Raw genomic sequence first — 23808 nt, 5'->3', positions numbered from 1 at the left:
ACTCTGCGTCGCCGCAGGCCCGAGCTGGTCTACCTGGACTCGAACCAAGACTAACTGAACCAGAATCAGTCGTGCTGCCAATTACACCATAGACCAATGTGGTTTAGACCAGTCAGTACCCCCGACCGGATTCGAACCGGCGCTACCGCCTTGAGAGGGCGGCGTGCTAGGCCGCTACACAACGGGGGCCTTGATCCTCGCGGATCCGTACCCCCGACCGGATTCGAACCGGCGCTACTGCCGTGAGAGGGCAGCGTGCTAGGCCGCTACACAACGGGGGCTTTGCAGATGAGCTCTGCGAGCTGGCCTACCTGGACTCGAACCAAGACTAACTGAACCAGAATCAGTCGTGCTGCCAATTACACCATAGGCCACTGGAACGCAAGCCCCCTACGGGGGATCTTGTTCTAGTTTGCTCCCCCGGATTCCGGCCTCTCGGCCCGCTCCCCGGCGGCGCAGGAAGAACATTACCTGAAGGTGGACGGGGCTCCAAAACGACTATCCGTGCCGAGGATCGCGGGGAGTTCGGCGAGGGACGCGATCCGGTGCGGGCCGGCCGGAGCGTCGGCCCAGGCGTGCGCGCCGTCGCGATCGATCCACACGGACACCAGTCCCGCGTCGGCGGCGCCGCGCCAGTCGATCTCCGGGTGGTCGCCGACGTACGCGACCAGGTGGGGCGGCAGGTCCAGCGCCTCGCAGGCCGCGAGGAACGCGCCGGCCTGCGGCTTGGAGACGCCGAGCTCGGCGGCGCACAGGATGGCCTCGAAGCGGTCGTGGACGCCGAGCACCCGCAGTTTGCGGTCCTGGACGTGCAGGCTGGAGTTGGACAGCACCGCGTGCCGGTGGCTGGTGGCGAGGGTGTCCAGGACGGGCAGCACGTCCGGGAAGAGCGCCCAGGCCGCCTCGTAGTGCCCGATGTAGCGCTCGAACCAGGCCTCCGCCTCGGCGTCGGTGAGTTCCCGTTCCAGGAACACCCGCACCCGGTCGCGTCGCTGGCCCTCGAAGGACACCTCACCCGCTGCGAACCGCGCCCACTGGCTGTCGGTGACCGCCCGCCACTGCGCGAGGGCGTGCTCGGCGCTCTCGTACGCGTCGAGCAGGCCCTCGGCCGCCAGGTGCGCGCGCATGCCGGCGCGGTCCGCGGTCGTGTAGTCGAACAGCGTGTCGTCCACGTCCCAGACCACGGCCCGAATGCTCATGGTCCGACGGTAACCCGGCGACCACGGGTCGCGGGCGGCCACGGCGAAAGGGCGGCACCCGCCACCGGGTGCCGCCCTCGACCGAAGCGGGAGCTATGCGGCGAGCTTCGCCAGCGCCGCGTCGATGCGGGTCAGCGTCGCGTCCCTGCCCAGGATCTCCAGGGACTCGAAGAGCGGCAGTCCGACCGTGCGGCCGGTGACGGCGACGCGGACCGGGGCCTGGGCCTTGCCGAGCTTGAGGCCGTGGGCCTCACCGGCCTCCAGGACGGCCGCCTTCAGCGACTCCGGGCTGCTCCAGTCGGCCGCGTCCAGCTTCTCGCGGGCGGTGCGCAGCAGGGCGTCGGAGCCCTCCTTCATGGCCTTGGTCCAGCTGGCCTCGTCGTACACCGGCTCCGGAAGGAACAGGAAGTCGACGTTGTCGGTGATCTCGGACAGGACCTTCAGACGGGTCTGCGCGTGCGGCGCGACGGCCTGCCACTTCAGCTCGTCGAAGGCCTCCGGCGCCCACGGCGCGAACGGGGCCTGCAGCCAGGGGCGGCAGCGCTCCGTGAAGTCCTTGACCTCCAGCAGCCGGATGTGGTCGCCGTTGATCGCCTCGCACTTCTTGAGGTCGAAGCGGGCCGGGTTGGGGTTCACGTCCGTGACGTCGAAGGCCGCGACCATCTCGTCCGTCGTGAAGATGTCCTGGTCGGCGGAGAGCGACCAGCCCAGGAGGGAGAGGTAGTTGAGAAGCCCCTCGGGGAGGAAGCCGCGCTCGCGGTAGAGGTTGAGCGACGACTGCGGGTCCCGCTTGGAGAGCTTCTTGTTGCCCTCGCCCATGACGTACGGCAGATGGCCGAACTCCGGGGTGCGCTTGGCGATGCCCAGTTCGGTCAGCGCCTTGTACAGGGCGATCTGCCGGGGGGTGGAGGAGAGCAGGTCCTCGCCGCGCAGGACGTGGGTGATCTCCATCAGGGCGTCGTCGACCGGGTTGACCAGCGTGTAGAGCGGGGCGCCGTTGGCGCGCACGATGCCGTAGTCCGGGACGTTCTCCGGGGTGAAGGTCAGCTCGCCGCGGACCAGGTCGGTGAAGGTGATCGTCTCGTCGGGCATCCGGAAGCGGACGATCGGCGCGCGGCCCTGGGCCGTGTACTGCTCGACCTGCGCGGCGGTCAGCTCGCGGCAGTGGCCGTCGTAGCCGGACGGCTTGCCGGCGGCGCGGGCGGCCTCGCGGCGGCTGTCCAGCTCCTCCTGGGAGCAGTAGCAGTGGTAGGCGTGGCCGGCGTCCAGCAGCTTGGCCGCGACGTCCCGGTAGATGTCCATGCGCTGCGACTGGCGGTACGGCGCGTGCGGGCCGCCGATCTCCGGGCCCTCGTCCCAGTCGAAGCCGAGCCAGCGCATCGCGTCGAGCAGCTGCTCGTAGGACTCCTCGGAGTCACGGGCCGCGTCGGTGTCCTCGATGCGGAAGACCAGGGTGCCGCCGTGGTGCCGGGCGAACGCCCAGTTGAACAGGGCGGTGCGGACCAGGCCCACGTGCGGGTTGCCGGTGGGCGAGGGGCAGAAACGGACACGGACTGGGGAGGCGGGTGCGCTAGCCACGCTTGACAACCTTGTTGGTGAGAGTGCCGATGCCTTCGATGCTGACGGAGACCTCGTCGCCGACAGCGAGGGGGCCGACCCCCGCGGGGGTGCCCGTGAGGATCACGTCGCCGGGGAGCAGCGTCATGGCCTCGGAGATGTTGACGATCAGATCCTCGATCGGGTGGATCATCTCGCTCGTGCGGCCGAGCTGGCGCTGCTGTCCGTTGACGGTCAGCTGGATGGTCAGGTCGCCCGGCTCCAGTTCGGTCTCGACCCAGGGGCCGAGCGGGCAGGCGGTGTCGAAGCCCTTGGCCCGGGCCCACTGCTTCTCGCGGCGCTGGACGTCACGGGCGGTGATGTCGTTGGCGCAGGTGTAGCCGAGGATCACGTCCCGGACGCGCTCGCGCGGGACCTCGCGGCACAGCCGGCCGATGACGACGGCCAGCTCGGCCTCGTGGTGGAGTTCCTCGGAGAAGGAGGGGTACTGGATCTCGTCGCCGGGGCCGATCACCGAGGTGGACGGCTTGAAGAAGGCGAACGGCGCGTCGGGCACGTCGTTGCCCAGTTCCCGCGCGTGCTCGGCGTAGTTGCGGCCGAAGGCGACGACCTTGTTGGGCAGGACCGGCGGCAGCAGCCGTACCTTGCTCAGCGGCACCTTGGTGCCGGAGAGCTCGAAGTCCGCGAACGGGATGCCCTTGATGATGTCGAGAACGAGCTCGTCCGGCTTGTCGCCCTCGACCGCGCCGAAGGCGACGTTCCCGTCGATGGAGAACCTGGCGATGCGCACGGGATCCTTGCGCCCCTTACCTGAGCTGGGTGGAGTCTGATCGCTCCAGGCTAACGCGGCAAAGGGCGGGCGCCCCGCGCAATTGCCTCGCGGGGCGCCCGGTGGCGTCGTCGGCGCTACTCGGCCACCGCGGCCCCGACCGGGAGGTCCATGAGGATCGTGCGCCGGGGGTTGGCGGTGCGGGCCGGGAGGTCGACGGAGTGCTCCGGGAGGTCCAGGGGCGCCGGCTCGTCGGCGCCGTCGAGGTGCGCCAGGGTGGTACGCCGCGGGTTGGCGGTCGTGTGGAACATCGTCGTCGTCTTCACGGTTGTACTTGACCCTGTCGTGTACGGGGCGCCGGGAAGCGCCGGTGGACAGAACGTTGCCTCTTGTAAAGCGTCAGGCTAAACATCCGATTCCCCGGGGGCGGCGGCAGGGGGCCCCGAGTTCGGTGTGAGTTTCCTCACGATGCTGAGCGCAAAACCGGCAATTCCGGCTCGCAACTCATGCCAACGAAACGGACATTGGGCACCTGAAGCGCGCATTCCGCTCCTGATCATGGCGACTGGGACACCTGACGGGCCCCGACGACTCGTTGGGGTATGTCCGCTATCAGGTGGAGCCCCTTCTACATGTCGTGACGTCACCCTCACGTGGTGTCACGGAGGTCACAGCCTGACCAACTGGCCTTGTTGGAGATCCTGCACTGTGCTGGAATTCCACGGACCGCCGCGGGATCGAGCCGGCGCGCAGGGGGCGCGAATCAGCGTCGCTCCTGACGAGTGAGCGGCGAGAGGGGGAGTCCAGCGCCGGTCACTCACGACCACCCGGGTGCGCATTCAGGGCGCCCCCGACGACGCCGACACCGTCCTTCCGTTCACGCGGAGGGGCGCCTGGTCCAGAGGTTGCGACGCTAGTGCAGGGACGTTTCAAGAGGGATGGCAGTGCTTCGGCAGAGCCGGAGCCGCACGGCGGGACTGCCCCCATGGCCGGCAGCTCCTCGCCCCAGCACGCCCAGGGCCAGGGCCCGACCCCGTCCGGTGACGGCGGTCCGCGCTCAGGTCGCCCCGGCGCCTCGGGCACGTCGGCGTCCGCTCCGGCGGTGAAGCCGCCGCAGGGCGCGACCGGTCCGGGGCCACGAATAGCGCTGCGCAACTGGCGCATCTCGACCCGCCTGGTGGCTCTGCTCACGCTGCCGGTGGTCGCGGCCACCTCGCTCGGCGCGCTGCGCATCAGCCAGTCGATGGACGACATCGAGCAGCTCGACAACATGAAGCTGCTCACCGAGATGACCAAGCAGGCCACCGAACTGGCCGCCGCCCTCCAGGAGGAGCGCGACCAGTCCGCCGGCCCGCTGGCGCACGGCTCGACCGCGAGCGCCATCACGGTCAAGGGCTTCCAGGACAAGACGGACCGGGCGCTGGACAACTTCCTCGCCGCGTCCGAGGAGGTCGACTCCGCCAGCAAGGACGGCAACCTCCAGGGTGTGCGCGACAGCCTCGTCGGCCTCGCCCGCGACCTGAACAGCCTCAACGAGATCCGCAACAACGCCTACGAGGCCGAGGACAACTCCACGCAGACCGTGGAGGCCTACCACCGCCTCATCACGCACCTGCTGGACCTCTCGCAGGACATGGCCGAGGCGACCAGCAACCCGGACATGATCCAGCGCACCCGCGCGCTGTCCGCGTTCTCCTCCGCCAAGGAGTACGCGTCGATCCAGCGCGCGGTCCTCGCGGCGGCCCTGCCCGCCAGCAACAAGACCTTCGGCGACCTCTCCGAGAACGACCGGCTGTACGCCGAGTCGGCGCTGGAGAGCCAGGTCTCCGAGCTGCGCAGCTTCTCCAGCATCTACGGCGACGGCGCCGAGGAGCTGCTCAAGCCCATCGACCAGGGCAACGCGACCATCGAGTCCACCGACAAGTACGCCAGCCGCGCGCTCAGCCGCGAGAACGGTCTGGCGGGCCTGGAGAAGCGCTCCTACCGGGACTGGCTGGACGACAGCTCCACCAAGATCCAGCAGATGAAGAACATCGAGCGCACGCTGCTGGAGGACATGGAGCAGAAGGCGCGCGAGCTGCGCAGCGAGTCGGAGCGCGAAGCGATCATCTCCGGTGCGCTGGTCCTGATCGTGCTCGGCGTCTCGCTCGTCGGCGCCTTCGTGGTGGCCCGCTCCATGATCCGCTCGCTGCGGCGCCTGGAGGACACCGCGACCAAGGTCGCCCAGGAGCGACTGCCCGAGCTGGTCAAGCAGCTGTCCGAGTCCGACCCGCAGGACGTCGACACGTCCGTCGAGTCGGTCGGCGTGCACTCCCGCGACGAGATCGGCCGGGTGGCCACCGCCTTCGACGACGTGCACCGCGAGGCGGTCCGCCTCGCCGCCGAGCAGGCCCTGCTGCGGGGCAACGTCAACGCGATGTTCACCAACCTCTCGCGTCGCTCCCAGGGCCTCATCCAGCGCCAGCTGTCGCTGATCTCCGAACTGGAGTCCCGCGAGGCGGACCCGGACCAGCTGGCCTCGCTGTTCAAGCTGGACCACCTCGCCACCCGTATGCGCCGGAACGGCGAGAACCTCCTCGTCCTCGCGGGTGAGGAACCCGGCCGCCGCTGGACCCGTCCGGTCCCGCTGGTCGACGTGCTCCGCGCCGCCGCGTCCGAGGTGGAGCAGTACGAGCGCATCGAGCTGGCCTCCGTGCCGACCACCGAAGTGGCCGGCCGTGTGGTCAACGACCTCGTGCACCTGCTCGCCGAGCTGCTGGAGAACGCCACCTCGTTCTCCTCCCCGCAGACCAAGGTCAAGGTCACCGGTCACGCGCTGCCCGACGGCCGCGTGCTGATCGAGATCCACGACACCGGCATCGGCCTCTCCCCCGAGGACCTGGCCGCGATCAACGAGCGGCTCGCCTCGCCGCCCACCGTCGACGTCTCCGTCTCCCGCCGCATGGGTCTGTTCGTGGTCGGCCGCCTCTCGCAGCGCCACGGCATCCGCATCCAGCTGCGGCCCTCCGACTCCGGCGGCACGACCGCGCTGGTCATGCTCCCGGTGGACGTCGCCCAGGGCGGCCGCAAGCCGCAGGGCAAGCCCGGTCAGGGCGGCCCCGGTGGCACGGGTGGTCCGGCCGCGGCACAGGCCGCCGCCGGTGTCGCCGCCGCACGCCGTGGCAACGGCTCCTCGCTGGGCGCGGGTGCGCCGGGCGGCGGGGCTCTCGGTGCCGGTGCGTCCGGTGGTGCCCTCGGTGCCGGTGCGTCCGGCGGTGGCCGGCTCGGCGCCGGTCAGGGCCCGCGGGCCGCACTGCCCGGCCGCGACTCGGGCGGTGCCCCGGGTGGGGCACGTGGACAGCAGACTCCCCCGGCCCAGCAGGGCCGGCCGAACGCCGGTGCGGGCAACGCCCAGGCGCCGATGGCCCCGCAGGGCCAGGAGAGCCGCGGCCCGGTGGGCCCGCAGCGCGGCAACGGGAAGGCCGGCGGCGAGCGCGGCCGGCGTGGCCGTCAGGCACAGCTCCCGCCCCGTGGCGGAGCGCGCGCCGAGCTGCCCGGCGGCAACGAGCAGCAGCGCCCGAGCTGGAGCGACGAGAACGCGCAGCCGCCGGTGCCGCGTGCAGCGCTGGACACCCCGCGCGGCCACGACGAGCAGCGGGACCCGTCGCAGACGGCCCCGATGCCGAGGATCGACGACCGGCACGGCCCGGGCGCCACCTCGGAGATGCCCGCGGTTCCCCGTGCGGACGACCGCCAGAACCCGGGCGGTCCCGCCGACTTCCCGCACCAGGGCGCCAACAACCAGCAGAACAACGGCCAGTTCGTCCGCTCGGACGTCTTCGGCACGCCGGGCGGCCAGAACAACCCGTCCCACACGGGCCAGTTCGCCGTACCGCAGCAGGGCTACGACAACGGGTCCACCGGTCAGTACCCGGCGCCGCAGCAGCGGCAGGACAACGGCGTGAACGGTCAGTACGCCGCGCCGCAGGGCTACGACAACGGGTCCACGGGTCAGTACCCGGCCGTCCCGGGCTACGACAACGGGGCTACCGGCCAGTACGGCGGCTACGACGGTTCGTCCACGGGGCAGCACTCGCTGCCCGGGCACCAGAACCCGTCGGGCAACGGCCAGTTCGAGCGTCCGCAGGGCGACTTCGGTGGCCAGCGGCCGCAGGCTCCGCAGCGTCCCCAGCAGCGTCACGCCCGCCAGGAGCCGGAGGCGCTGCCGCCGGCCGCGGGTCCCGGCGACGGTCGTACGCCGCTGTACGACACGCTGGAGACGAACTGGTTCCGCGGCCAGCAGGGCCAGCAGGCCCCCCAGGGCCAGCCGGGTCCGCAGGGCCCGCACGGCCCGCAGTCCCAGCCGGGACGAGCCCAGCGTCCGCAGGGCAACGGCTCCGCGCCGGCCCCGCAGGCACCGCAGGGCCCCCCGGCTCCCCAGCGTCCCGCCGCCCCCGCATGGCGCAGCTCGCCGAACGACGACCTCGTCCGGCAGGCAGAGCGCGTGCGGCAGCCGGCCGCGGGCGGAGTCACCACCTCCGGTCTGCCGCGTCGCGTACCCCGGGCGAATCTCGTCCCGGGTACCGCACAGCAGCAGCCGCACCAGAGCGGTCCGCAGGTCTCGCGCGCCCCACAGGACGTGCGCGGCCGGCTTACCAACCTCCGTCGGGGTATCGCACAGGGCCGTCAGGCCGGGTCCGGCCAGACGGGCAGTTTCCCGAGCCCCACTCACCAGCAGGAGCGTTAGTTGAGTCCGATGAGCCAGGCGGCACAGAACCTGAACTGGTTGATCACCAACTTCGTGGACAACACCCCCGGGGTGTCCCACACCGTCGTCGTGTCCGCCGACGGTCTCCTCCTGGCGATGTCGGAGGGTTTTCCGCGCGACCGCGCCGATCAACTCGCGGCGGTCGCGTCAGGCCTCACCTCGCTGACGGCCGGGGCGTCCCGGATCTTCGAGGGCGGCAACGTGGCGCAGACCGTCGTGGAGATGGAGCGAGGATTCCTTTTCCTCATGTCCGTCTCCGACGGCTCGTCCCTCGCCGTTCTCGCACACCCGGAGTGCGACATCGGCCTCGTCGGCTACGAGATGGCGCTGCTGGTGGACCGTGCGGGAGCAGTGCTCACGCCGGACCTCCGCGCCGAACTGCAAGGAAGTCTGCTCCACTAACGCCCCCGGATCCACCCGTCTCACCAAATCACCGTCCGGCCGACACAATCCCCCCACCGGCCCCCGTCAGACGGCACGACTGACCAACTTGCTGTCCCGCCCGGAGGATTCATGACCCCGCCCACCGCCTCTCATGATCCGTACACAGATCCGTACGGGGACGAGGGCGACCAGCCGCTGGTTCGTCCGTACGCGATGACCGGCGGCCGGACCCGGCCGCGCTATCAGCTCGCGCTCGAGGCGCTGATCAGCACCACGGCCGACCCGGCAGCGCTCATGGGGCTGCTCCCGGAGCACCAGCGCATCTGCCACCTGTGCCGCGAGGTGAAGTCGGTCGCCGAGGTCTCGGCGCTGCTCGCCATGCCGCTCGGGGTGGCCCGCATCCTCGTCGCGGACCTCGCCGAGGCAGGACTCGTCGCCGTCCACCAGCCGGGTGGCGACGAGAGCAACGGCGGTGCGCCCGACGTGACACTGCTCGAAAGGGTGCTCAGTGGCCTTCGCAAGCTCTGAACCGAGAGGTGCCACCACCTCTGCCAAGATCGTGGTGGCCGGCGGCTTCGGCGTGGGCAAGACCACGTTCGTCGGCGCCGTCTCGGAGATCAACCCGCTGCGCACCGAGGCCGTCATGACGTCCGCCAGCGCGGGCATCGACGACCTCACGCACACCGGGGACAAGACCACCACCACGGTGGCGATGGACTTCGGCCGCATCACGCTGGACCAGGACCTGATCCTGTACCTCTTCGGTACGCCGGGTCAGGACCGCTTCTGGTTCATGTGGGACGACCTGGTCCGTGGCGCCATCGGCGCGGTGGTGCTCGTGGACACCCGCCGGCTGGCGGACTGCTTCCCCGCGGTGGACTACTTCGAGAACAGCGGTCTGCCGTTCGTCGTCGCCCTCAACGGCTTCGACGGTCAGCAGCCGTACGCTCCGGAGGAGGTCCGCGAGGCACTGCAGATCGGCCCGGACACCCCGATCATCACCACCGACGCCCGGCACCGGGCCGACGCCAAGTCCGCGCTGATCACACTGGTCGAGCACGCGCTGATGGCCCGGCTGAAGTAGGACTCAAATGATCTGTCCCGTACGGCAGTTGCCGTAGGCGACATCCTCGTGGCGGCGGAGCCGGCTGTGGCCTTTGACACGGTCGGCTTCGGTGTTCATAACGTTTCGGCAGAGGAATCGAGGAGTCCCGCCACGCGTCGCGGTCATGTGGTGTCGCTGCGCGCACGAAAGCCCCGTCATTTGACGGGGCTCGCTCTTTATGACCGTTTTATCTATCGCTTACGTCAGCGCGAATCCGCCCTTTCCTATGTTTGGAAGAGCGCTGGTCGACGTGCTGGAATGCCTGAACTGCCCAAAGGTCAAAGACGTACTCAGTGGTCGATGGCGAACTGGGCCCTGAGACACAGCGGCACGACGTAGGTGCCCGCCGCCGAGAGGTTGTTGGTCGAGTGAGGCGAAGCAACAAAGGTCCCGAGCCGCCCGCCCGGGGCAACTTCACCCCGCCGCCGCGCGGAGCGGCGCCCGCCCCTGCTGTGCCGGGTTCCGAGCAGGTGGCCACGCCCGCTCCGAGCGGCGGCCGTTTCTCCCCGCGCAACTGGCGCGTGCCGACCCGGCTGAACGCGATCCTGCTGATCCCCGTGATGGTCGGCCTGGTCATGGGCGGCTTCCAAGTGAAGAGTTCGATCGACACCTGGCAGGAGGCCGAGGACGCGGAGAGCACCGCGCGTCTGGTCCGGGCCTCCCTGACCTACGCGGACGCCCTCTACACCGAGCGCGACCTCACCACGGCCCCGCTGCTGCTGGGCCGCGACCAGGCCACGGTCACGCAGGCGCGCAAGAAGACCGACGCCGCCGCGGACGCGTTCGACGAGGCCGCCCAGAGCATGCCCCAGAAGCCGGGCCTGGAGCGCCGGCTGACCCTGTTCCGTGAGGCGGAGCCCAAGCTCCAGCAGCTGCGGCAGGTCGCGTACACCTCCAAGCTCGACGGTGTGAAGACGGAGGAGGGCTACGTAGAGGTCGCCCACCCCCTGATGGAGTTCGCCAACGAGCTCGGCCTGGGCACCGGAAACATCACCAGCTACGGCCGCACGGTCTACGCGATCTCGCTGACCAAGGCGGCGCTGTCGCTGGAGCGGTCCATCGGCACGCACATCCTGGTCAAGCCGGGTCCGAAGGACGCCGACCTGGCCAAGCAGCGCGTGGCGCTCTCCTCGTACGCCTACCTCGAGGGCATCGCCGTCGAGGAGTACATCGGCGGTGGCACCGAGGCCGACGCGCAGAAGCTGGAGGACGCCAAGAAGCAGATCGAGGCGGACGGCCGGCAGCAGGCCAAGGAAGCCCTGGCCAAGAACCCGGACTACAAGGCGCCGCCCTCCGACCCGACCGTGATGGTCGGGGCCATGGCGGGCCTGACCACCACCGACCCCGCCGCCCGTGAGGCCCTCGCCCAGCAGGGCATCAGCGCGGAGAACTGGTGGGCGGTCAACACCCTCAAGTACAACGCGTACCGGCAGATCGAGTCGGACATGGCCGACACCGCGGTGAACGAGGCCGCGAGCATCGCCGACGGCGCCAAGCAGGACGCGATCATCACCGGCGCCATCGTCGTGGTGGCCCTGCTCGCCGCGTTCATCCTGGCCGGCATGGTGGCCCGCCAGATGAGCCGCTCGATGCGCCAGCTGCGCAACGCGGCCTTCGGCATCGCCGAGCAGCGCCTGCCGATGCTGGTCGACCAGCTCTCGCGCACCGACCCCGGTCGGGTCGACACCCGTGTCTCGCCCATCCCGATCTCCTCCACGGACGAGATCGGTGAGGTCGCCCGGGCCTTCGACCAGGTCCACCGCGAGGCGGTCCGGCTCGCCGCCGAGCAGGCCCTGCTGCGGGGCAACATCAACGCGATCTTCACCAACCTCTCGCGGCGCAACCAGTCGCTGATCGAGGGCCAGCTGACCCTCATCACCGACCTGGAGAACAACGAGGCCGACCCGGACCAGCTGGAGAACCTCTTCCGGCTGGACCACCTGGCCACCCGTATGCGCCGCAACGGCGAGAACCTCCTGGTCCTCGCGGGCGAGGAGCCCGGCCGTCGCTGGGACCAGCCGGTTCCGCTGGTCGACGTGGTGCGCGCCGCCTCCTCCGAGGTGGAGCAGTACGAGCGCATCGAGATATCCGGCGTGCCCGAGGCCGAGATCCACGGCCGCGCCGTGACCGACCTCGTGCACCTGCTGGCCGAGCTGCTGGAGAACGCGACCACGTTCTCCTCCCCGCAGACCAAGGTCCGCGTGACCGCGACCCGGCTGCCCGACGGCCGCGTGATGATCGAGATCCACGACAAGGGCATCGGCCTGACCGCCGAGGACTTCGCGGACATCAACCACAAGCTGGCCAACCCGCCGACCGTGGACGCCGCGATCTCCCAGCGCATGGGTCTGTTCGTGGTCGGCCGGCTGTCCGACCGGCACGGCATCCGCGTCCAGCTGCGCCCCTCGGGCGAGCAGGCCGGCACCACCTCGCTGGTCATGCTCCCCGACGCCATCACCCACGGTGGTGGCGGCGAGCAGGCGCCGGTCGCCGACGAGTTCACCGTCTCGCAGATCATCCCGGAGCAGCAGTTCCAGGGTGAGAGCTTCAACGCCGCGCCTCCGATGCTCACGGCCGCCGAGCTCGGCTTCGACGACAGCCGCTACGAGGTCCCGGACGACATCCGCGACCTGGACCCGGTGGGCCGCTCCCTGATGCGCGAGGAGCGCCGCGCGGCCCTGGAGGCCCAGACCCACGGTCCGGAGCACGAGGGGCAGGGCTACGGCGACGGCGGCTACGACGCCGCGTCCGGCCAGCCGTACGACAACGGCGGCCAGGCGTACGACAACGGCCAGAGCGGTTACCCCGACCAGGCGGCGGCCTTCGGCCAGCAGCAGGGGTACCAGGAGCAGACGTCGTACGAGGACCAGCAGCAGCAGTCGTACGACGAGCAGTACTACGCGCCGAACGGGATGCCGCAGAGCGATGGTTTCCCGACCAACGGCGGCTACCCGGAGCCGGGTTATGCGGAGCCGGCCCAGGAGAAGTCCGCGGCCGCCGCGTCCGGTTCCCCGGACTCCTTCTCGGCCTTCGAAGAGCCGTCCTACCAGGGCGACTGGCCCCAGCGCGACGGCTACCAGAACGGCTACGGCGACCAGTACGCTCCCGAAGCGGAATCCGCGCAGGCCGCTGACGCGAAGGAGCGGGACCGCGTAGGCTTCGACCGTCCGGGGCCGGGCCCCTCCGCTCCGCACGCGATGACCGACGCCGGGCTTCCCCGCCGGGGATCCACCGGTGGCGGGCAGGCGGCCGGCAGGTCCGCGCAGCAGGACGCGGCGGCACCCGCGGCGGCGAACGGCGACGGCGACGACAGCTGGCGCTCGGCCAACGACGAGCGCTGGCAGCAGGCCTCGCAGTTGCGCAAGCCCAAGGCGGGCGGGGTCACCTCCTCCGGCCTGCCGCGGCGGGTACCCAAGGCCAATCTGGTCGAGGGCACCGCGGAGTCGACCCCGCAGGGCGGCCCCCAGGTCTCCCGCGCTCCCGAGGACGTCCGGGGCAGGTTGAGCAACCTGCGCCGGGGAGTCCAGCGGGGACGCAGCGCGGGAAGTGAAACGAACGGCCAGGCCACTAGGAATCAGCACAGTGGTCCTGACAGCACCTACAACCAGGAGCGTTAGTGTGAGCCCGATGAGCCAGGCGGCACAGAACCTGAACTGGTTGATCACCAACTTCGTGGACAACACCCCCGGGGTGTCGCACACGGTGGTGGTCTCCGCCGACGGACTCCTTCTGGCGATGTCCGAAGGCTTCCCCCGCGACCGTGCCGACCAGCTCGCGGCCGTCGCCTCCGGTCTGACCTCACTGACCGCCGGCGCCTCGCGCATCTTCGAGGGCGGCAGCGTGAATCAGACGGTTGTGGAGATGGAGCGGGGATTCCTCTTCATCATGTCCGTTTCCGATGGGTCGTCCCTCGCGGTTCTTGCGCACCCGGAGGCGGACATCGGCCTCATTGGGTACGAGATGGCACTTCTGGTCGACCGCGCGGGCACGGTCCTGACCCCGGATCTTCGTGCGGAGCTCCAAGGAAGCCTTCTCAACTAACAGACAGACGGTGCGATTTCGCGTCCCGTGGCCGTAAGGTTTCGGGACGCGGCTCCACAGCGATGGGTGCCCGGCACAGTCGGAGGAGGAGAAAGTGGCAACACCCCCAAGCGGTTCATCATCGGGCAACTGGTCGTACGGCCCTGGCCAGGGGCAGAACGACGGTTCCCAGAACCGGTACAACTTCCCCTCCGCACCCAGCCACCGGCAGCCGTACGCGCCACAGGGCCCCGGCCCCTCGCCGTACGACCAGCCGAACGCGCCCCGCATCCAGCCGGTGCAGCCGCAACGCCGCACCCCTGAGCCCGCCCCCGCCGGGGCGTCGAACAACCCCCTGGTGCGCCCGTACGCGATGACGGGCGGCCGCACCAGGCCGCGGTACCAGCTCGCCATCGAGGCACTGGTGCACACCACCGCGCAGCCGCACCAGATGCAGGGCCAGTTGCCCGAGCATCAGCGGATCTGCAACCTCTGCCGGGAGATCAAGTCGGTGGCCGAGATCTCGGCCCTGCTGACCATCCCTCTCGGCGTGGCCAGGATCCTCGTCGCCGACTTGGCGGAGGCGGGCCTGGTCGCCATCCATCAGCCCGGCGGCGACGAGAGCGCCGGCGGCCAGCCAGACGTGACACTGCTCGAAAGGGTGCTCAGTGGACTTCGCAAGCTCTAGCGGCGGTCCTTCCCGCTCCACCACCTCGGCGAAGATCGTGGTGGCGGGTGGCTTCGGCGTGGGCAAGACCACGTTCGTCGGGGCCGTCTCGGAGATCAACCCGCTGCGTACCGAGGCCGTCATGACGTCAGCTTCGGCCGGCATCGACGACCTCACCCACACCGGGGACAAGACGACCACGACGGTCGCCATGGACTTCGGCCGCATCACGCTGGACCAGGACCTGATCCTGTACCTGTTCGGCACCCCCGGCCAGGACCGCTTCTGGTTCATGTGGGACGACCTGGTGCGCGGCGCCATCGGCGCGATCGTCCTCGTGGACACCCGCCGCCTGGCCGACTGCTTCCCTGCGGTCGACTACTTCGAGAACAGCGGCCTGCCGTTCGTCATCGCCCTCAACGGCTTCGACGGCCAGCAGCCGTACCAGCCCGACGAGGTGCGTGAGGCGCTCCAGATCGGCCCGGACACCCCGATCATCACGACGGACGCCCGCCACCGCGCGGACGCCAAGTCGGCGCTGATCACGCTGGTCGAGCACGCGCTCATGGCGCGCCTGCGGTAGGCAGCCGTACGACCCCGAAGGGCCCCCTCCGCGTCGGAGGGGGCCCTTCGCCGTTCAGGACCGCCCACGGACGACGCAAGAGGGCCCCTCCGATGCGGAGGGGCCCTCTTGCGTGGATGTCCTAGCCGTGCCAGCTGTGCGGGGCGCGGAAGCCGGGCTCGCGCTCCAGGCGGCGCCAGCCCGCCTTCGCGCGGCCGCCGTGGGCGGGGGCCGCGGTGGACGTGTGGGCCGCCGCGCGCGCCAGGAGGATGGCCGTGATGGCGGCGACTTCCTCGGGTCCGGCGTGGCCCTTCTCGACGCGGATGTCAGGGGTGCTCATGGCAGTCAGTCTCCGTGGATGAGGTTTCCGCGGGGGTGCCGCGGAGGGTCCGCTGGGTTACTGCGGGGGGTTGCCGTGCTTGCGCGAGGGCAGGTCCGCGTGCTTGGTGTGCAGCATCGCCAGGGACCGGACGAGAACCTCGCGGGTCTCGGCCGGGTCGATGACGTCGTCCACGAGGCCGCGCTCGGCCGCGTAGTACGGGTGCATGAGCTCGGACTTGTACTCCTTGACCATCTTCTGCCGCATGGCCTCGGGGTCCTCGGCATCGGCGATCTGGCGGCGGAAGATGACGTTGGCGGCACCCTCCGCGCCCATCACGGCGATCTCGTTCGTCGGCCAGGCGTAGGTGAGGTCCGCGCCGATGGACTGGCTGTCCATGACGATGTAGGCACCTCCGTACGCCTTGCGCAGGATCAGGGAGATCCGGGGCACGGTCGCGTTGCAGTACGCGTACAGCAGCTTCGCGCCGTGGCGGATGATTCCGCCGTGCTCCTGGTCGACACCGGGGAGGAAGCCGGGGACGTCCAGGAACGTGATGATCGGGATGTTGAAGGCGTCGCACATCTGGACGAAGCGTGCGGCCTTCTCGCTCGCCTCGATGTCCAGGACGCCCGCCAGCACCTGCGGCTGGTTGGCGATGATGCCGACGACCTGGCCGTCCAGCCGGGCCAGCGCGCAGATGATGTTGCGCGCCCAGCGCTCGTGGACCTCCAGGTACTCGCCGTCGTCGACGATCTCCTCGATGACCTTCGCCATGTCGTACGGCCGGTTGCCGTCCGCCGGGACCAGGTCCAGCAGGACGTCGGAGCGGCGGTCGGGGGCGTCGGAGGAGTCGACCCGGGGCGGGTTCTCCCGGTTGTTCTGCGGGAGCAGGGAGAGGAGGTAGCGCACCTCGGCGATGCAGGTCTCCTCGTCGTCGTACGCGAAGTGACAGACGCCGGAGGTCTCCGCGTGCACGTCGGCGCCGCCGAGGCCGTTCTGGGTGATCTCCTCGCCGGTCACCGCCTTGACCACGTCGGGGCCGGTGATGAACATCTGCGAGGTCTCGCGGACCATGAAGACGAAGTCGGTGAGGGCGGGCGAGTACGCCGCGCCGCCGGCGCACGGGCCGAGCATCACGCTGATCTGCGGGATGACGCCGGAGGCCTTGGTGTTGCGCTGGAAGATGCCGCCGTAACCGGCCAGGGCGCTGACGCCCTCCTGGATGCGGGCGCCGGCGCCGTCGTTCAGCGAGACCAGCGGGGCACCGGCCGCGATGGCCATGTCCATGATCTTGTGGATCTTCGTGGCGTGGGCCTCGCCGAGGGCGCCGCCGAAGATGCGGAAGTCGTGCGCGTAGACGAAGACGGTGCGGCCCTCGACCGTGCCCCAGCCGGTGATGACACCGTCGGTGTACGGCTTCTTGGTCTCCAGGCCGAAGCCGGTCGCCCGGTGCCTGCGCAGCTGCTCGACCTCTCGGAAGGAGTCCGGGTCGAGAAGCAGCTCGATGCGCTCGCGGGCGGTCAGCTTGCCCTTGGCGTGCTGCGCCTCGGTCGCCCGCTCGCTGGGGCCGGCCACCGCCTGCGCGCGGATCTCGTGCAGTTCGGCCACTCGCCCGCGAGCGTCCGTCGGCTCGCCGCTCGGCTCGCTCGTCGACTCACCCGTCGCCTCATCCAAAACGGTCATGTAGCGACCTTACGAAGAGGAGCAAGGAAAGCGAGCCGTCGACTCCGTACAGTCTCCGGGTCGTTTTCCTGGTACCCCTGAACAGAACCAGGGCGGCATGCAGGCGTTCCGACTGCTCAGAGGGCTTCGACGTTGTAGAGGTCACACAAACTGGCCAGCTGTGAGCCACGCAAGATTCATGTCCCGCCGATGCCATCGGTGGAGTGACGCGTGAGCTTATCGCGACACTCCGACGATGAGGTTGAAACTTGAACGGAATAGGTCTACGGTCGCTGTCGTTGGCATGGTTGAACATTCAACAGCCCCGTCCCCAAGGAGCACGACATGGGTATCTTCGGCAGCAGGAACAGCGGCACCACGGCCAAGGCCACGGACGTCAACCCGGACCTGGCGGCCCTGACCGGCGACTACACGATCGACCCCTCGCACACCTCGATCGGCTTCGTCGCCCGGCACGCCATGGTGACGAACGTGAAGGGCAAGTTCCTCGACTTCACCGGCGCGCTGCACCTGGACGGCTCCGACCCGTCGCGCTCCACCGCCACCCTCGACGTCAAGATGGACAGCATCAGCACGGGCAGCGACGACCGTGACGGGCACCTGAAGAGCGCCGACTTCTTCAAGACGGACGAGTTCCCGACGATGACGTTCCGCTCCACCGAGGCCGAGGCGCTCGGCGGCGACGACTACCGCATCACCGGCGACCTCTCGATCCTCGGCGTCACCAAGTCGATCACGATCGACCTGGAGTTCAACGGTGCCGCGAAGGACCCGTTCGGCAACGACCGCGTCGGCTTCGAGGGCAAGGCCGAGATCCTGCGCTCCGAGTGGGGCCTGACCTGGAACGCCGCGCTGGAGACGGGCGGCGTGCTGGTCTCCGACAAGATCAAGCTGAACTTCGACATCTCGGCGATCAAGAACGTGTGACGGCGGTACGACCGCCCCGCTGAGGCTTCGAGCGCGCCCGCCCTCCACTCCCCCGAGGAGAGGGCGGGCGCTCGCTTGCCCAGGGGGCGTCCGGCCGGGGCGGGTGCCCGTGGGCAGGGCTGTGGCATGCTGCGCCGATGACATGGTTGCCGCCCGACTTCGTCCACCCCCTGCGTGTCCCGGTCCCCGAGGGGGACGGCCATCATCTGCGGCCGATCAGCGGGGCCGACGCACCGCTCGACTACCCCGCCGTGATGGGCTCGCGGGAGCGGCTCTGGGCGATGTTCGGCAAGGCGTGGGGATGGCCGTCGGCCACCATGTCGTACGAGGCAAACCAGGCCGACCTGGAGCGGCACGCCGCCGAGATCGACGCGCACGAGTCGTTCAACTACACCGTGGAGAACGCGGAGGGGACCGCGCTGCGCGGCTGCGTCTACATCGATCCGCCGGAGAAGGCCGGGGCGGACGCCGAGATCTCCTGGTGGGTGGTGGACGGCGAGGTCGGCGGCCCGCTGGAGCGCGCGCTTGATCTGTTCGTGCCGCGCTGGATCGCCGAGGACTGGCCCTTCTCGCGCCCGCGGTTCGTGGGGCGGGACCTGACGTGGGACGAGTGGCTGGCGCTGCCCGACCGGTGAGCCGGCCCGCCTGACGGGCCGGGCGAGACGGGGCGGGGCGGGGCGGGGCGGGGCGGGGCGGGGCGGGCGAAGGGGCGTCCCTCGGCCACCGCGGGTTGGCCGGATTGCGGTGCTTGTGTGGAGGGTCACACCGTTCTCATAATCCTTCCACCGGGAATTGACATGCGCCTGACATTCCCGCCCTCCTCAGACCCCCCACGGAAGGCGTCAAGGTGAAGACTTTCCTCAAGGCCCTCAAGAGATGCGCGGTCGCCGCCGCCGCCACGCTCGCGGTCGTCAGCCTCCAGCCCGTCTCGGCCGCGCAGGCGGCCCCCGCCCCCGTGGTCGGCGGCACCCGCGCCGCGCAGGGCGAGTTCCCGTTCATGGTCCGGCTGTCGATGGGCTGCGGCGGTGCGCTGTACACCCAGCAGATCGTGCTGACCGCCGCGCACTGCGTGGGCGCCAGCGGCAACAACACAGGCATCACCGCGACCGCCGGCGTGGTGGACCTCCAGTCGACCAGCGGCCGGGTCCAGGTCCGCTCCACCAAGGTCCTGCGTGCCCCGGGCTACAACGGCAACGGCAAGGACTGGGCCCTCATCAAGCTCGCCCAGCCGATCAACCTGCCGACCCTGAAGCTGGCCACCACCGCGCAGTACAACACCGGCACCTTCACCATCGCCGGATGGGGGGCCAACCGGGAGGGCGGCGCCCAGCAGCGCTACCTGCTCAAGGCGGACGTGCCGTTCGTCAGTGACGCCACCTGCCGCTCCTACAGCGGCTACAGCGGGCTCATCGCCAACGAGGAGATCTGCGCCGGATACACCGCGGGCGGCGTGGACACCTGCCAGGGCGACTCCGGCGGCCCCATGTTCCGCCGTGACGCGGCCGGCGCCTGGGTCCAGGTCGGCATCACGAGCTGGGGCATAGGCTGCGCCCGCCCGAACGCCCCCGGCGTCTACACCGAGGTCTCCACCTTCGCCTCGGCGATCGCCTCGGCGGCGGCCACCCTCTAGGGCCTGAGCCTTACGACCGCTGCGCGTCCGACAGACGTGCGGGCCCGGTGCCGCCTCGGCACCGGGCCCGTCCTTTGTCCGCGTGCGGAGCTCAGAATCCGCCTCCGAAGTCCCCTCCCCCGCCGAAGTCGCCGCCGCCGAAACCTCCGAAACCGCCGCTGAAGTCGTCCGTGTTGAAGTCCGCGCCGGAGACGTCGCCGCCCTGGTAGCCGCCGAAGTCGCCGTAGCCGGAGCCGTAGTCGGCGGCGTAGGCCGGGGTGGCCATGGCGCTGCCGAGCAGGGTGCCGACGAGCAGGCCGGGCAGGATGCCGCCGCCGAAGTAGCCGCCGGCCCAGGGGCCGTAGGCCGGTCCGGCGTCCCAGTAGGGGCGGCGGCCGGAGGCGGTGTCGACCTCGCGGATCATCGGGTCCTGACCGTCGGACAGCCGGGCCTGGTCGGCCGCGCAGACCGGCACCTCACGGGTCGCGCCCTCCAGCGGTGTCCAGGTGACGTCGGCGACCGAGGGGCCGTGCCGCGGGTCGAAGAAACAGGGCGGGCGCCGTTCGGGCAGGGGGCGTCCCTCGCGGCGGGCGGCGAGCGACGCGAGGGCGAAGCGGCCGTCCTCCAGGGACTGCGTGACCGGCCGTACGTCCTCGGGCCTGCCGGCCGCCGCCATCTGCGACTTGGCCTTCTCGTAGGCGTCCAGCGCGTGCTCGTAGTCCGCGCGCATGGCGTCGTCGGCGCCGGATTCGCCGGGGTGGAAGTCCAGGCGGTCCAGCTCCTCGCCGAAGGCCGTGATGTCCTCGTCGACCACCACCCGCAGCTTCTCCAGCGCGGCCCGCCGCTCCTCCTCCTGGCGGCGGCGGTTGCGGCGGACGAGGCCGTAGGCGCCCGCGCCGCCCGCGGCCAGAACCGCGCCGAGGGTGATCAGGCCGGTGGTCGAGGCGCCGTCGCCGCTGTTCTCGCCCCAGCTGCTCGGGGCCGCGCCGCCGACGTTGCGCAGGGCGCTGTCGACGAAGTCGTTGAGCTGCGCCTTGACGTCGCCCGCGCTCTGCACGGACGTCACCAGGTTGGACACGGCCGGGCGGCTCAGCACCCGGCTGTCGGCACGGGCGTCGAAGGCGTCGCCGAGCCGGATGCCGTACAGGCCCGTGACGCCGGTCTCGGTGCGGAGGTTCTGGAAGAGGTTCTGCGTGGGGTAGCCGGCCGGCAGGACCGCGACGAAGACGGGTTTGTCGGCGTCCTTGATCTTGTCGGCGAGCGCCTCGGCGTCCGACGAGGACAGCAGGCCGGACGCGGCCGGGTCCACGTAGACGGGGCTCTCGCGCAGGGCCGCGGCGACCTGGGACAGGTCGGTGGCCGCGTGTGCGCCCGGCGCACCGGCCACCAGGACCGCCAGCACGGCGGCGACCGGCACGATCAGCAGGCGTACGAGCCTTTGTACGAACGCGGCCTTCATATGTTCGAAGCTACCTGAACAGGTACAGAAACGGACATCGGTCCCGGGACGGAAATCCCTCCCCGGGGCGGACGGGGCGGTGGAGGGAGGCGGACGGGGCCGTGCGCCGTGCTGCGGATAGGCTTCCCGCGCCCCATCGTGGAGATACGGCGAGGGGCCCTATCGACGCCCGTGACCTGGAGCTCGAGATGACCACACCGCAGGATCTGCTGATCGTCGCCCTCAACGTCCCCTCCAGCCACGACCTGGGGCAGGGCGACCTGTCGCTCGCGCTGGCCGGCGCGGAGGTCCTCGACCTCGTGGATGCCGGGGTGGTGACCCTGGACGACGATCGCCTGGTGCCGGGCGCCGAGCCCGCCACGGGCGACCGTCTGCTGGACGAGGCGGGTGCCTCGCTGGTCCGGCAGGCGCCGTACGAGACGGTCGAGGAGTGGCTGTGGCGCCGCGGGCGCGGGCTGGCCGAGGTCTATGTCGCCGCGCTGGAGGCGGAGACGCCGACGGGCACGGGACGCCGTCACTGGCTGCGGCGCCGCAGCGAGCCTGCGCCGGCGGTCCTCGACACACCCTCACGCGCCCACGCGAACGCGCGCTGGGCGGCCCAGGAGCCGGTCCTGGTGGGCCTCGCGAACGAGCTCGGCATCGGCGAGCATTCGGGGAGCGCGGACGACACCGAGGCCCCGGACGACACCCTCGGCGACGCCACGACCGACCCCGCCGGGACGCCCGGTGCGGCCGACGGCCTGGGCGACGGGCCGGTGGTGACGGTCCTCGCCGCTCTCGGCGACGCGCTGACCGAACTGGAGGCCGTCCGCCAGCGCCGCCGCATCGAGGAGGACGCCTTCGACAACGTCTGGCGGGCTCCCTGACCTGCTCGCCGCGCGCCCCGGGCCGTCGCGATGCGGCACCGGGGCCCGGCAGGCCGTGCGCGGACCGCGGTTACGACGCCGGTTCCACGCCCGCGCGCAGGAGGCCGTAGGTGTACGCGTCCTCCAGGGCCTGCCAGGAGGCGGCGATGACGTTCTCCGCGACGCCCACCGTGGACCACTCGCCGGTGCCGTCGGAGGTGGCGATGAGCACCCGGGTCGTGGACTGGGTGCCGTGCTTGCCCTCCAGGATGCGGACCTTGTAGTCCACCAGCTCCAGCTTGGCCAGCTGCGGATAGATCTTCTCCAGCGCGACCCGCAGCGCCCGGTCCAGGGCGTTGACGGGACCGTTGCCCTCGGCGGTCGCGACGATGCGCTCGCTCTTGGCCCACAGCTTCACGGTGGCCTCGTTGGCGTGGCTGCCGTCGGGCCGGTCCTCGACGATCGCCCGCCAGGACTCGACGTCGAAGTACTTCAGCGGCCTGCCCTCGACCTCGGCGCGCAGCAGCAGCTCGAAGCTGGCGTCGGCGGCCTCGTAGGTGTAGCCCTCGAGCTCGCGCTCCTTCACGCGCTCCACGACCCGCCCGACCAGCTCGCGGTCGCCGCCGAGGTCGATGCCGAGCTCCTTGCCCTTGAGCTCGACCGAGGCCCGGCCCGCCATGTCGGAGACCAGCATCCGCATGGTGTTGCCGACCTGCTCGGGGGCGATGTGCTGGTACAGGTCCGGGTCGACCTTGATGGCGGAGGCGTGCAGCCCGGCCTTGTGCGCGAAGGCGGAGACCCCGACGTACGGCTGGTGGGTGGAGGGCGTCAGGTTGACGACCTCGGCGATGGCGTGCGAGATACGGGTCATGTCCCGGAGGTGGCCCTCGGGCAGCACCTTCTTGCCGTACTTCAGTTCCAGGGCGGCGACCACGGGGAAGAGGTTGGCGTTGCCGACGCGCTCGCCGTAGCCGTTCGCCGTGCACTGGACGTGGGTCGCGCCCGCGTCGACCGCCGCGAGGGTGTTGGCGACGGCGCAGCCGGTGTCGTCCTGGGCGTGGATGCCGAGCCGGGCGCCGGTGTCGGCGAGGACGGTGGAGACGACCGCCTGGACCTGGGCGGGGAGCATGCCGCCGTTGGTGTCGCAGAGCACCACCACGTCGGCGCCCGCCTCGGACGCGGCACGCACGACGGCCTTGGCGTACTCGGGGTTGGCGCGGTAGCCGTCGAAGAAGTGCTCGCAGTCGACGAAGACCCGGCGGCCCTGTTCCTTCAGGAACGACACGGTGTCGCGGACCATCTCCACGTTCTCGTCCAGGGTGGTGCGCAGGGCGAGTTCGACGTGCCGGTCGTGCGACTTGGCCACCAGGGTGATCACCGGGGCGCCGGCCGCCAGGAGTGCCTTGACCTGCGGGTCCTCGCTCGCCCTGACGCCGGGGCGGCGGGTGGCGCCGAAGGCGACCAGCTGGGCGTGGCGGAACGTGATCTCCTGCTGGGCGCGGGCGAAGAACTCCGTGTCCCGCGGGTTGGCGCCCGGCCAGCCGCCCTCGATGAAGCCCACGCCGAAGTCGTCCAGGTGCCGTGCGATGGCCAGCTTGTCCGCGACGGTGAGGTTGATGCCCTCCCGCTGGGCGCCGTCGCGCAGGGTGGTGTCGAAGACGTGGAACGAGTCGTCGAGCTCGCTGGTTTCCGTCATGGTCTGAAGGCTCCTGATGTATGGATCTCGGTCTGTACCGGAATGACCGGCTCCACCGTCCCCTATGATCCCTCGCGCTCGGCTCCGGCTGATGGTGGGCCAGAAAAGCGAAAAACCCCTCGCGGGTGCGAGAGGTCTGCGCGCGGGTCGAGGACGACGGTGGCCGCCCGTACCTGGTCGTACGTGGCGGTCACTGCGGACCGGCGCGCCTGCTGCCAATAATCGTCGTGGCGAACGAGAGCACGGGGGAAGTCTGG

The 23808-nt window shown here is 70.6% G+C and carries 20 protein-coding genes and 4 tRNA genes; 12 read left to right on the top strand and 12 right to left on the bottom strand.

The annotated features are described in order from the left end of the window. Positions 1-24 precede the first annotated feature (24 nt). The 8 genes from ACIP2X_RS18010 to ACIP2X_RS17975 form a co-directional block, all read right to left on the bottom strand. Positions 25-96 (bottom strand) — tRNA-Gln (locus tag ACIP2X_RS18010). A gap of 20 nt (positions 97-116) precedes the next feature. Next, positions 117-189 (bottom strand) — tRNA-Glu (locus tag ACIP2X_RS18005). Positions 190-208: 19 nt separating this feature from the next. After that, a tRNA-Glu gene (locus tag ACIP2X_RS18000) sits at positions 209-281 on the bottom strand. A gap of 21 nt (positions 282-302) precedes the next feature. Next, positions 303-374: transfer RNA gene (locus tag ACIP2X_RS17995), tRNA-Gln, on the bottom strand. A 93-nt stretch (positions 375-467) separates the two neighbouring features. After that, entirely contained in the window at positions 468-1199 is a 732-nt protein-coding gene (locus ACIP2X_RS17990; RefSeq protein ID WP_401673734.1) for an HAD family hydrolase, read from the bottom strand. Between the two features lie 93 nt (positions 1200-1292). Continuing rightward, the gene (gene gltX, locus ACIP2X_RS17985) at positions 1293-2777 is read right to left on the bottom strand and encodes a glutamate--tRNA ligase (protein ID WP_401673732.1); all 1485 of its coding nucleotides are present in this window, start codon (positions 2775-2777) and stop codon (positions 1293-1295) included. Further along, positions 2770-3546, bottom strand: a complete 777-nt coding sequence (locus ACIP2X_RS17980; protein ID WP_401673729.1) for a fumarylacetoacetate hydrolase family protein — start codon at positions 3544-3546, stop codon at positions 2770-2772. Before ACIP2X_RS17980 ends, gltX begins: the two co-directional genes overlap by 8 nt. Positions 3547-3662: 116 nt before the next feature. Beyond that, positions 3663-3851 carry a hypothetical protein gene (locus ACIP2X_RS17975; RefSeq protein WP_401673727.1) on the bottom strand — a complete coding sequence of 63 codons (189 nt, stop codon included), beginning with the start codon at positions 3849-3851 and terminating at the stop codon, positions 3663-3665. Positions 3852-4441: 590 nt separating this feature from the next. Here ACIP2X_RS17975 and ACIP2X_RS17970 point away from each other — a divergent pair. The 8 genes from ACIP2X_RS17970 to ACIP2X_RS17935 all read left to right on the top strand — a co-directional run bounded on the left by ACIP2X_RS17970 (position 4442) and on the right by ACIP2X_RS17935 (position 15031). After that, positions 4442-8251 carry a nitrate- and nitrite sensing domain-containing protein gene (locus ACIP2X_RS17970; RefSeq protein WP_401673725.1) on the top strand — a complete coding sequence of 1270 codons (3810 nt, stop codon included), beginning with the start codon at positions 4442-4444 and terminating at the stop codon, positions 8249-8251. Positions 8252-8260: 9 nt separating this feature from the next. Then, positions 8261-8674: a roadblock/LC7 domain-containing protein gene (locus tag ACIP2X_RS17965; RefSeq protein WP_003973453.1), complete on the top strand. Its 414-nt coding sequence runs from the start codon at positions 8261-8263 to the stop codon at positions 8672-8674. A 111-nt stretch (positions 8675-8785) separates the two neighbouring features. After that, entirely contained in the window at positions 8786-9184 is a 399-nt protein-coding gene (locus ACIP2X_RS17960) for a DUF742 domain-containing protein (RefSeq protein WP_385378991.1), read from the top strand. Then, positions 9165-9740: an ATP/GTP-binding protein gene (locus tag ACIP2X_RS17955; protein WP_218515851.1), complete on the top strand. Its 576-nt coding sequence runs from the start codon at positions 9165-9167 to the stop codon at positions 9738-9740. The genes ACIP2X_RS17960 and ACIP2X_RS17955 overlap by 20 nt, the downstream gene beginning before the upstream one ends. 389 nt (positions 9741-10129) lie before the next feature. After that, complete coding sequence (locus tag ACIP2X_RS17950) at positions 10130-13378, top strand: nitrate- and nitrite sensing domain-containing protein (RefSeq protein ID WP_401673722.1); 3249 nt, start codon at positions 10130-10132, stop codon at positions 13376-13378. Positions 13379-13388: 10 nt separating this feature from the next. Next, complete coding sequence (locus tag ACIP2X_RS17945) at positions 13389-13802, top strand: roadblock/LC7 domain-containing protein (protein ID WP_005479603.1); 414 nt, start codon at positions 13389-13391, stop codon at positions 13800-13802. A gap of 94 nt (positions 13803-13896) precedes the next feature. Beyond that, positions 13897-14469, top strand: coding sequence for a DUF742 domain-containing protein (locus ACIP2X_RS17940; RefSeq protein ID WP_401673719.1), 573 nt, complete (start codon positions 13897-13899; stop codon positions 14467-14469). After that, complete coding sequence (locus ACIP2X_RS17935) at positions 14450-15031, top strand: ATP/GTP-binding protein (RefSeq protein ID WP_030216560.1); 582 nt, start codon at positions 14450-14452, stop codon at positions 15029-15031. Before ACIP2X_RS17940 ends, ACIP2X_RS17935 begins: the two co-directional genes overlap by 20 nt. 121 nt (positions 15032-15152) lie before the next feature. Here the strand turns inward: ACIP2X_RS17935 and ACIP2X_RS17930 are convergent, their stop codons facing one another. Together ACIP2X_RS17930 and ACIP2X_RS17925 are read right to left on the bottom strand one after the other, a co-directional pair. Next, on the bottom strand, positions 15153-15350 hold the full coding sequence (locus ACIP2X_RS17930; RefSeq protein ID WP_401673715.1) for an acyl-CoA carboxylase subunit epsilon: 198 nt from the start codon (positions 15348-15350) through the stop codon (positions 15153-15155). Positions 15351-15407: 57 nt separating this feature from the next. Further along, positions 15408-17015 (bottom strand): acyl-CoA carboxylase subunit beta, encoded by a 1608-nt coding sequence (locus ACIP2X_RS17925; RefSeq protein ID WP_401673713.1) that lies wholly within the window; start codon positions 17013-17015, stop codon positions 15408-15410. Positions 17016-17339: 324 nt separating this feature from the next. Here ACIP2X_RS17925 and ACIP2X_RS17920 point away from each other — a divergent pair, with 324 nt between their 5' ends. From ACIP2X_RS17920 to ACIP2X_RS17910, 3 genes are all read left to right on the top strand, one after another. Then, complete coding sequence (locus ACIP2X_RS17920; protein WP_401673710.1) at positions 17340-17942, top strand: YceI family protein; 603 nt, start codon at positions 17340-17342, stop codon at positions 17940-17942. 137 nt (positions 17943-18079) lie between these two features. Then, on the top strand, positions 18080-18577 hold the full coding sequence (locus tag ACIP2X_RS17915) for an N-acetyltransferase (protein WP_401673707.1): 498 nt from the start codon (positions 18080-18082) through the stop codon (positions 18575-18577). 212 nt (positions 18578-18789) lie between these two features. Beyond that, positions 18790-19572 carry a serine protease gene (locus ACIP2X_RS17910; protein ID WP_401673705.1) on the top strand — a complete coding sequence of 261 codons (783 nt, stop codon included), beginning with the start codon at positions 18790-18792 and terminating at the stop codon, positions 19570-19572. Positions 19573-19663: 91 nt separating this feature from the next. Here the strand turns inward: ACIP2X_RS17910 and ACIP2X_RS17905 are convergent, their stop codons facing one another. Beyond that, positions 19664-21010 (bottom strand): hypothetical protein, encoded by a 1347-nt coding sequence (locus ACIP2X_RS17905; protein WP_401673702.1) that lies wholly within the window; start codon positions 21008-21010, stop codon positions 19664-19666. 188 nt (positions 21011-21198) lie between these two features. On the opposite strand from ACIP2X_RS17905, the gene ACIP2X_RS17900 reads away from it, so the two are divergent. Further along, a complete protein-coding gene (locus tag ACIP2X_RS17900) occupies positions 21199-21876 on the top strand; it encodes a GPP34 family phosphoprotein (RefSeq protein ID WP_401673700.1) in 678 nt (225 codons plus the stop codon). A 70-nt stretch (positions 21877-21946) separates the two neighbouring features. On the opposite strand, the gene cimA is transcribed toward ACIP2X_RS17900, so the two are convergent. Next, the gene (gene cimA, locus ACIP2X_RS17895; protein ID WP_401673698.1) at positions 21947-23551 is read right to left on the bottom strand and encodes a citramalate synthase; all 1605 of its coding nucleotides are present in this window, start codon (positions 23549-23551) and stop codon (positions 21947-21949) included. Positions 23552-23808 lie beyond the last annotated feature (257 nt).

This window comes from Streptomyces sp. NPDC089424, from assembly GCF_044749345.1.
Taxonomy (GTDB): Bacteria; Actinomycetota; Actinomycetes; order Streptomycetales; family Streptomycetaceae; genus Streptomyces.
This window is presented reverse-complemented; position numbering and strand designations above follow the sequence as displayed.

What these genes read in the sequence shown, in the direction of transcription:
- ACIP2X_RS17990 (WP_401673734.1), bottom strand. Translation starts at nt 1,199, where the DNA reads ATGAGCATTCGGGCCGTGGTCTGGGACGTGGACGACACGCTGTTCGAC.
- ACIP2X_RS17965 (WP_003973453.1), top strand. Translation starts at nt 8,261, where the DNA reads ATGAGCCAGGCGGCACAGAACCTGAACTGGTTGATCACCAACTTCGTG.
- ACIP2X_RS17960 (WP_385378991.1), top strand. Translation starts at nt 8,786, where the DNA reads ATGACCCCGCCCACCGCCTCTCATGATCCGTACACAGATCCGTACGGG.
- ACIP2X_RS17945 (WP_005479603.1), top strand. Translation starts at nt 13,389, where the DNA reads ATGAGCCAGGCGGCACAGAACCTGAACTGGTTGATCACCAACTTCGTG.
- ACIP2X_RS17930 (WP_401673715.1), bottom strand. Translation starts at nt 15,350, where the DNA reads ATGAGCACCCCTGACATCCGCGTCGAGAAGGGCCACGCCGGACCCGAG.
- ACIP2X_RS17925 (WP_401673713.1), bottom strand. Translation starts at nt 17,015, where the DNA reads ATGACCGTTTTGGATGAGGCGACGGGTGAGTCGACGAGCGAGCCGAGC.
- ACIP2X_RS17920 (WP_401673710.1), top strand. Translation starts at nt 17,340, where the DNA reads ATGGGTATCTTCGGCAGCAGGAACAGCGGCACCACGGCCAAGGCCACG.
- ACIP2X_RS17915 (WP_401673707.1), top strand. Translation starts at nt 18,080, where the DNA reads ATGACATGGTTGCCGCCCGACTTCGTCCACCCCCTGCGTGTCCCGGTC.
- ACIP2X_RS17905 (WP_401673702.1), bottom strand. Translation starts at nt 21,010, where the DNA reads ATGAAGGCCGCGTTCGTACAAAGGCTCGTACGCCTGCTGATCGTGCCG.
- ACIP2X_RS17900 (WP_401673700.1), top strand. Translation starts at nt 21,199, where the DNA reads ATGACCACACCGCAGGATCTGCTGATCGTCGCCCTCAACGTCCCCTCC.
- cimA (WP_401673698.1), bottom strand. Translation starts at nt 23,551, where the DNA reads ATGACGGAAACCAGCGAGCTCGACGACTCGTTCCACGTCTTCGACACC.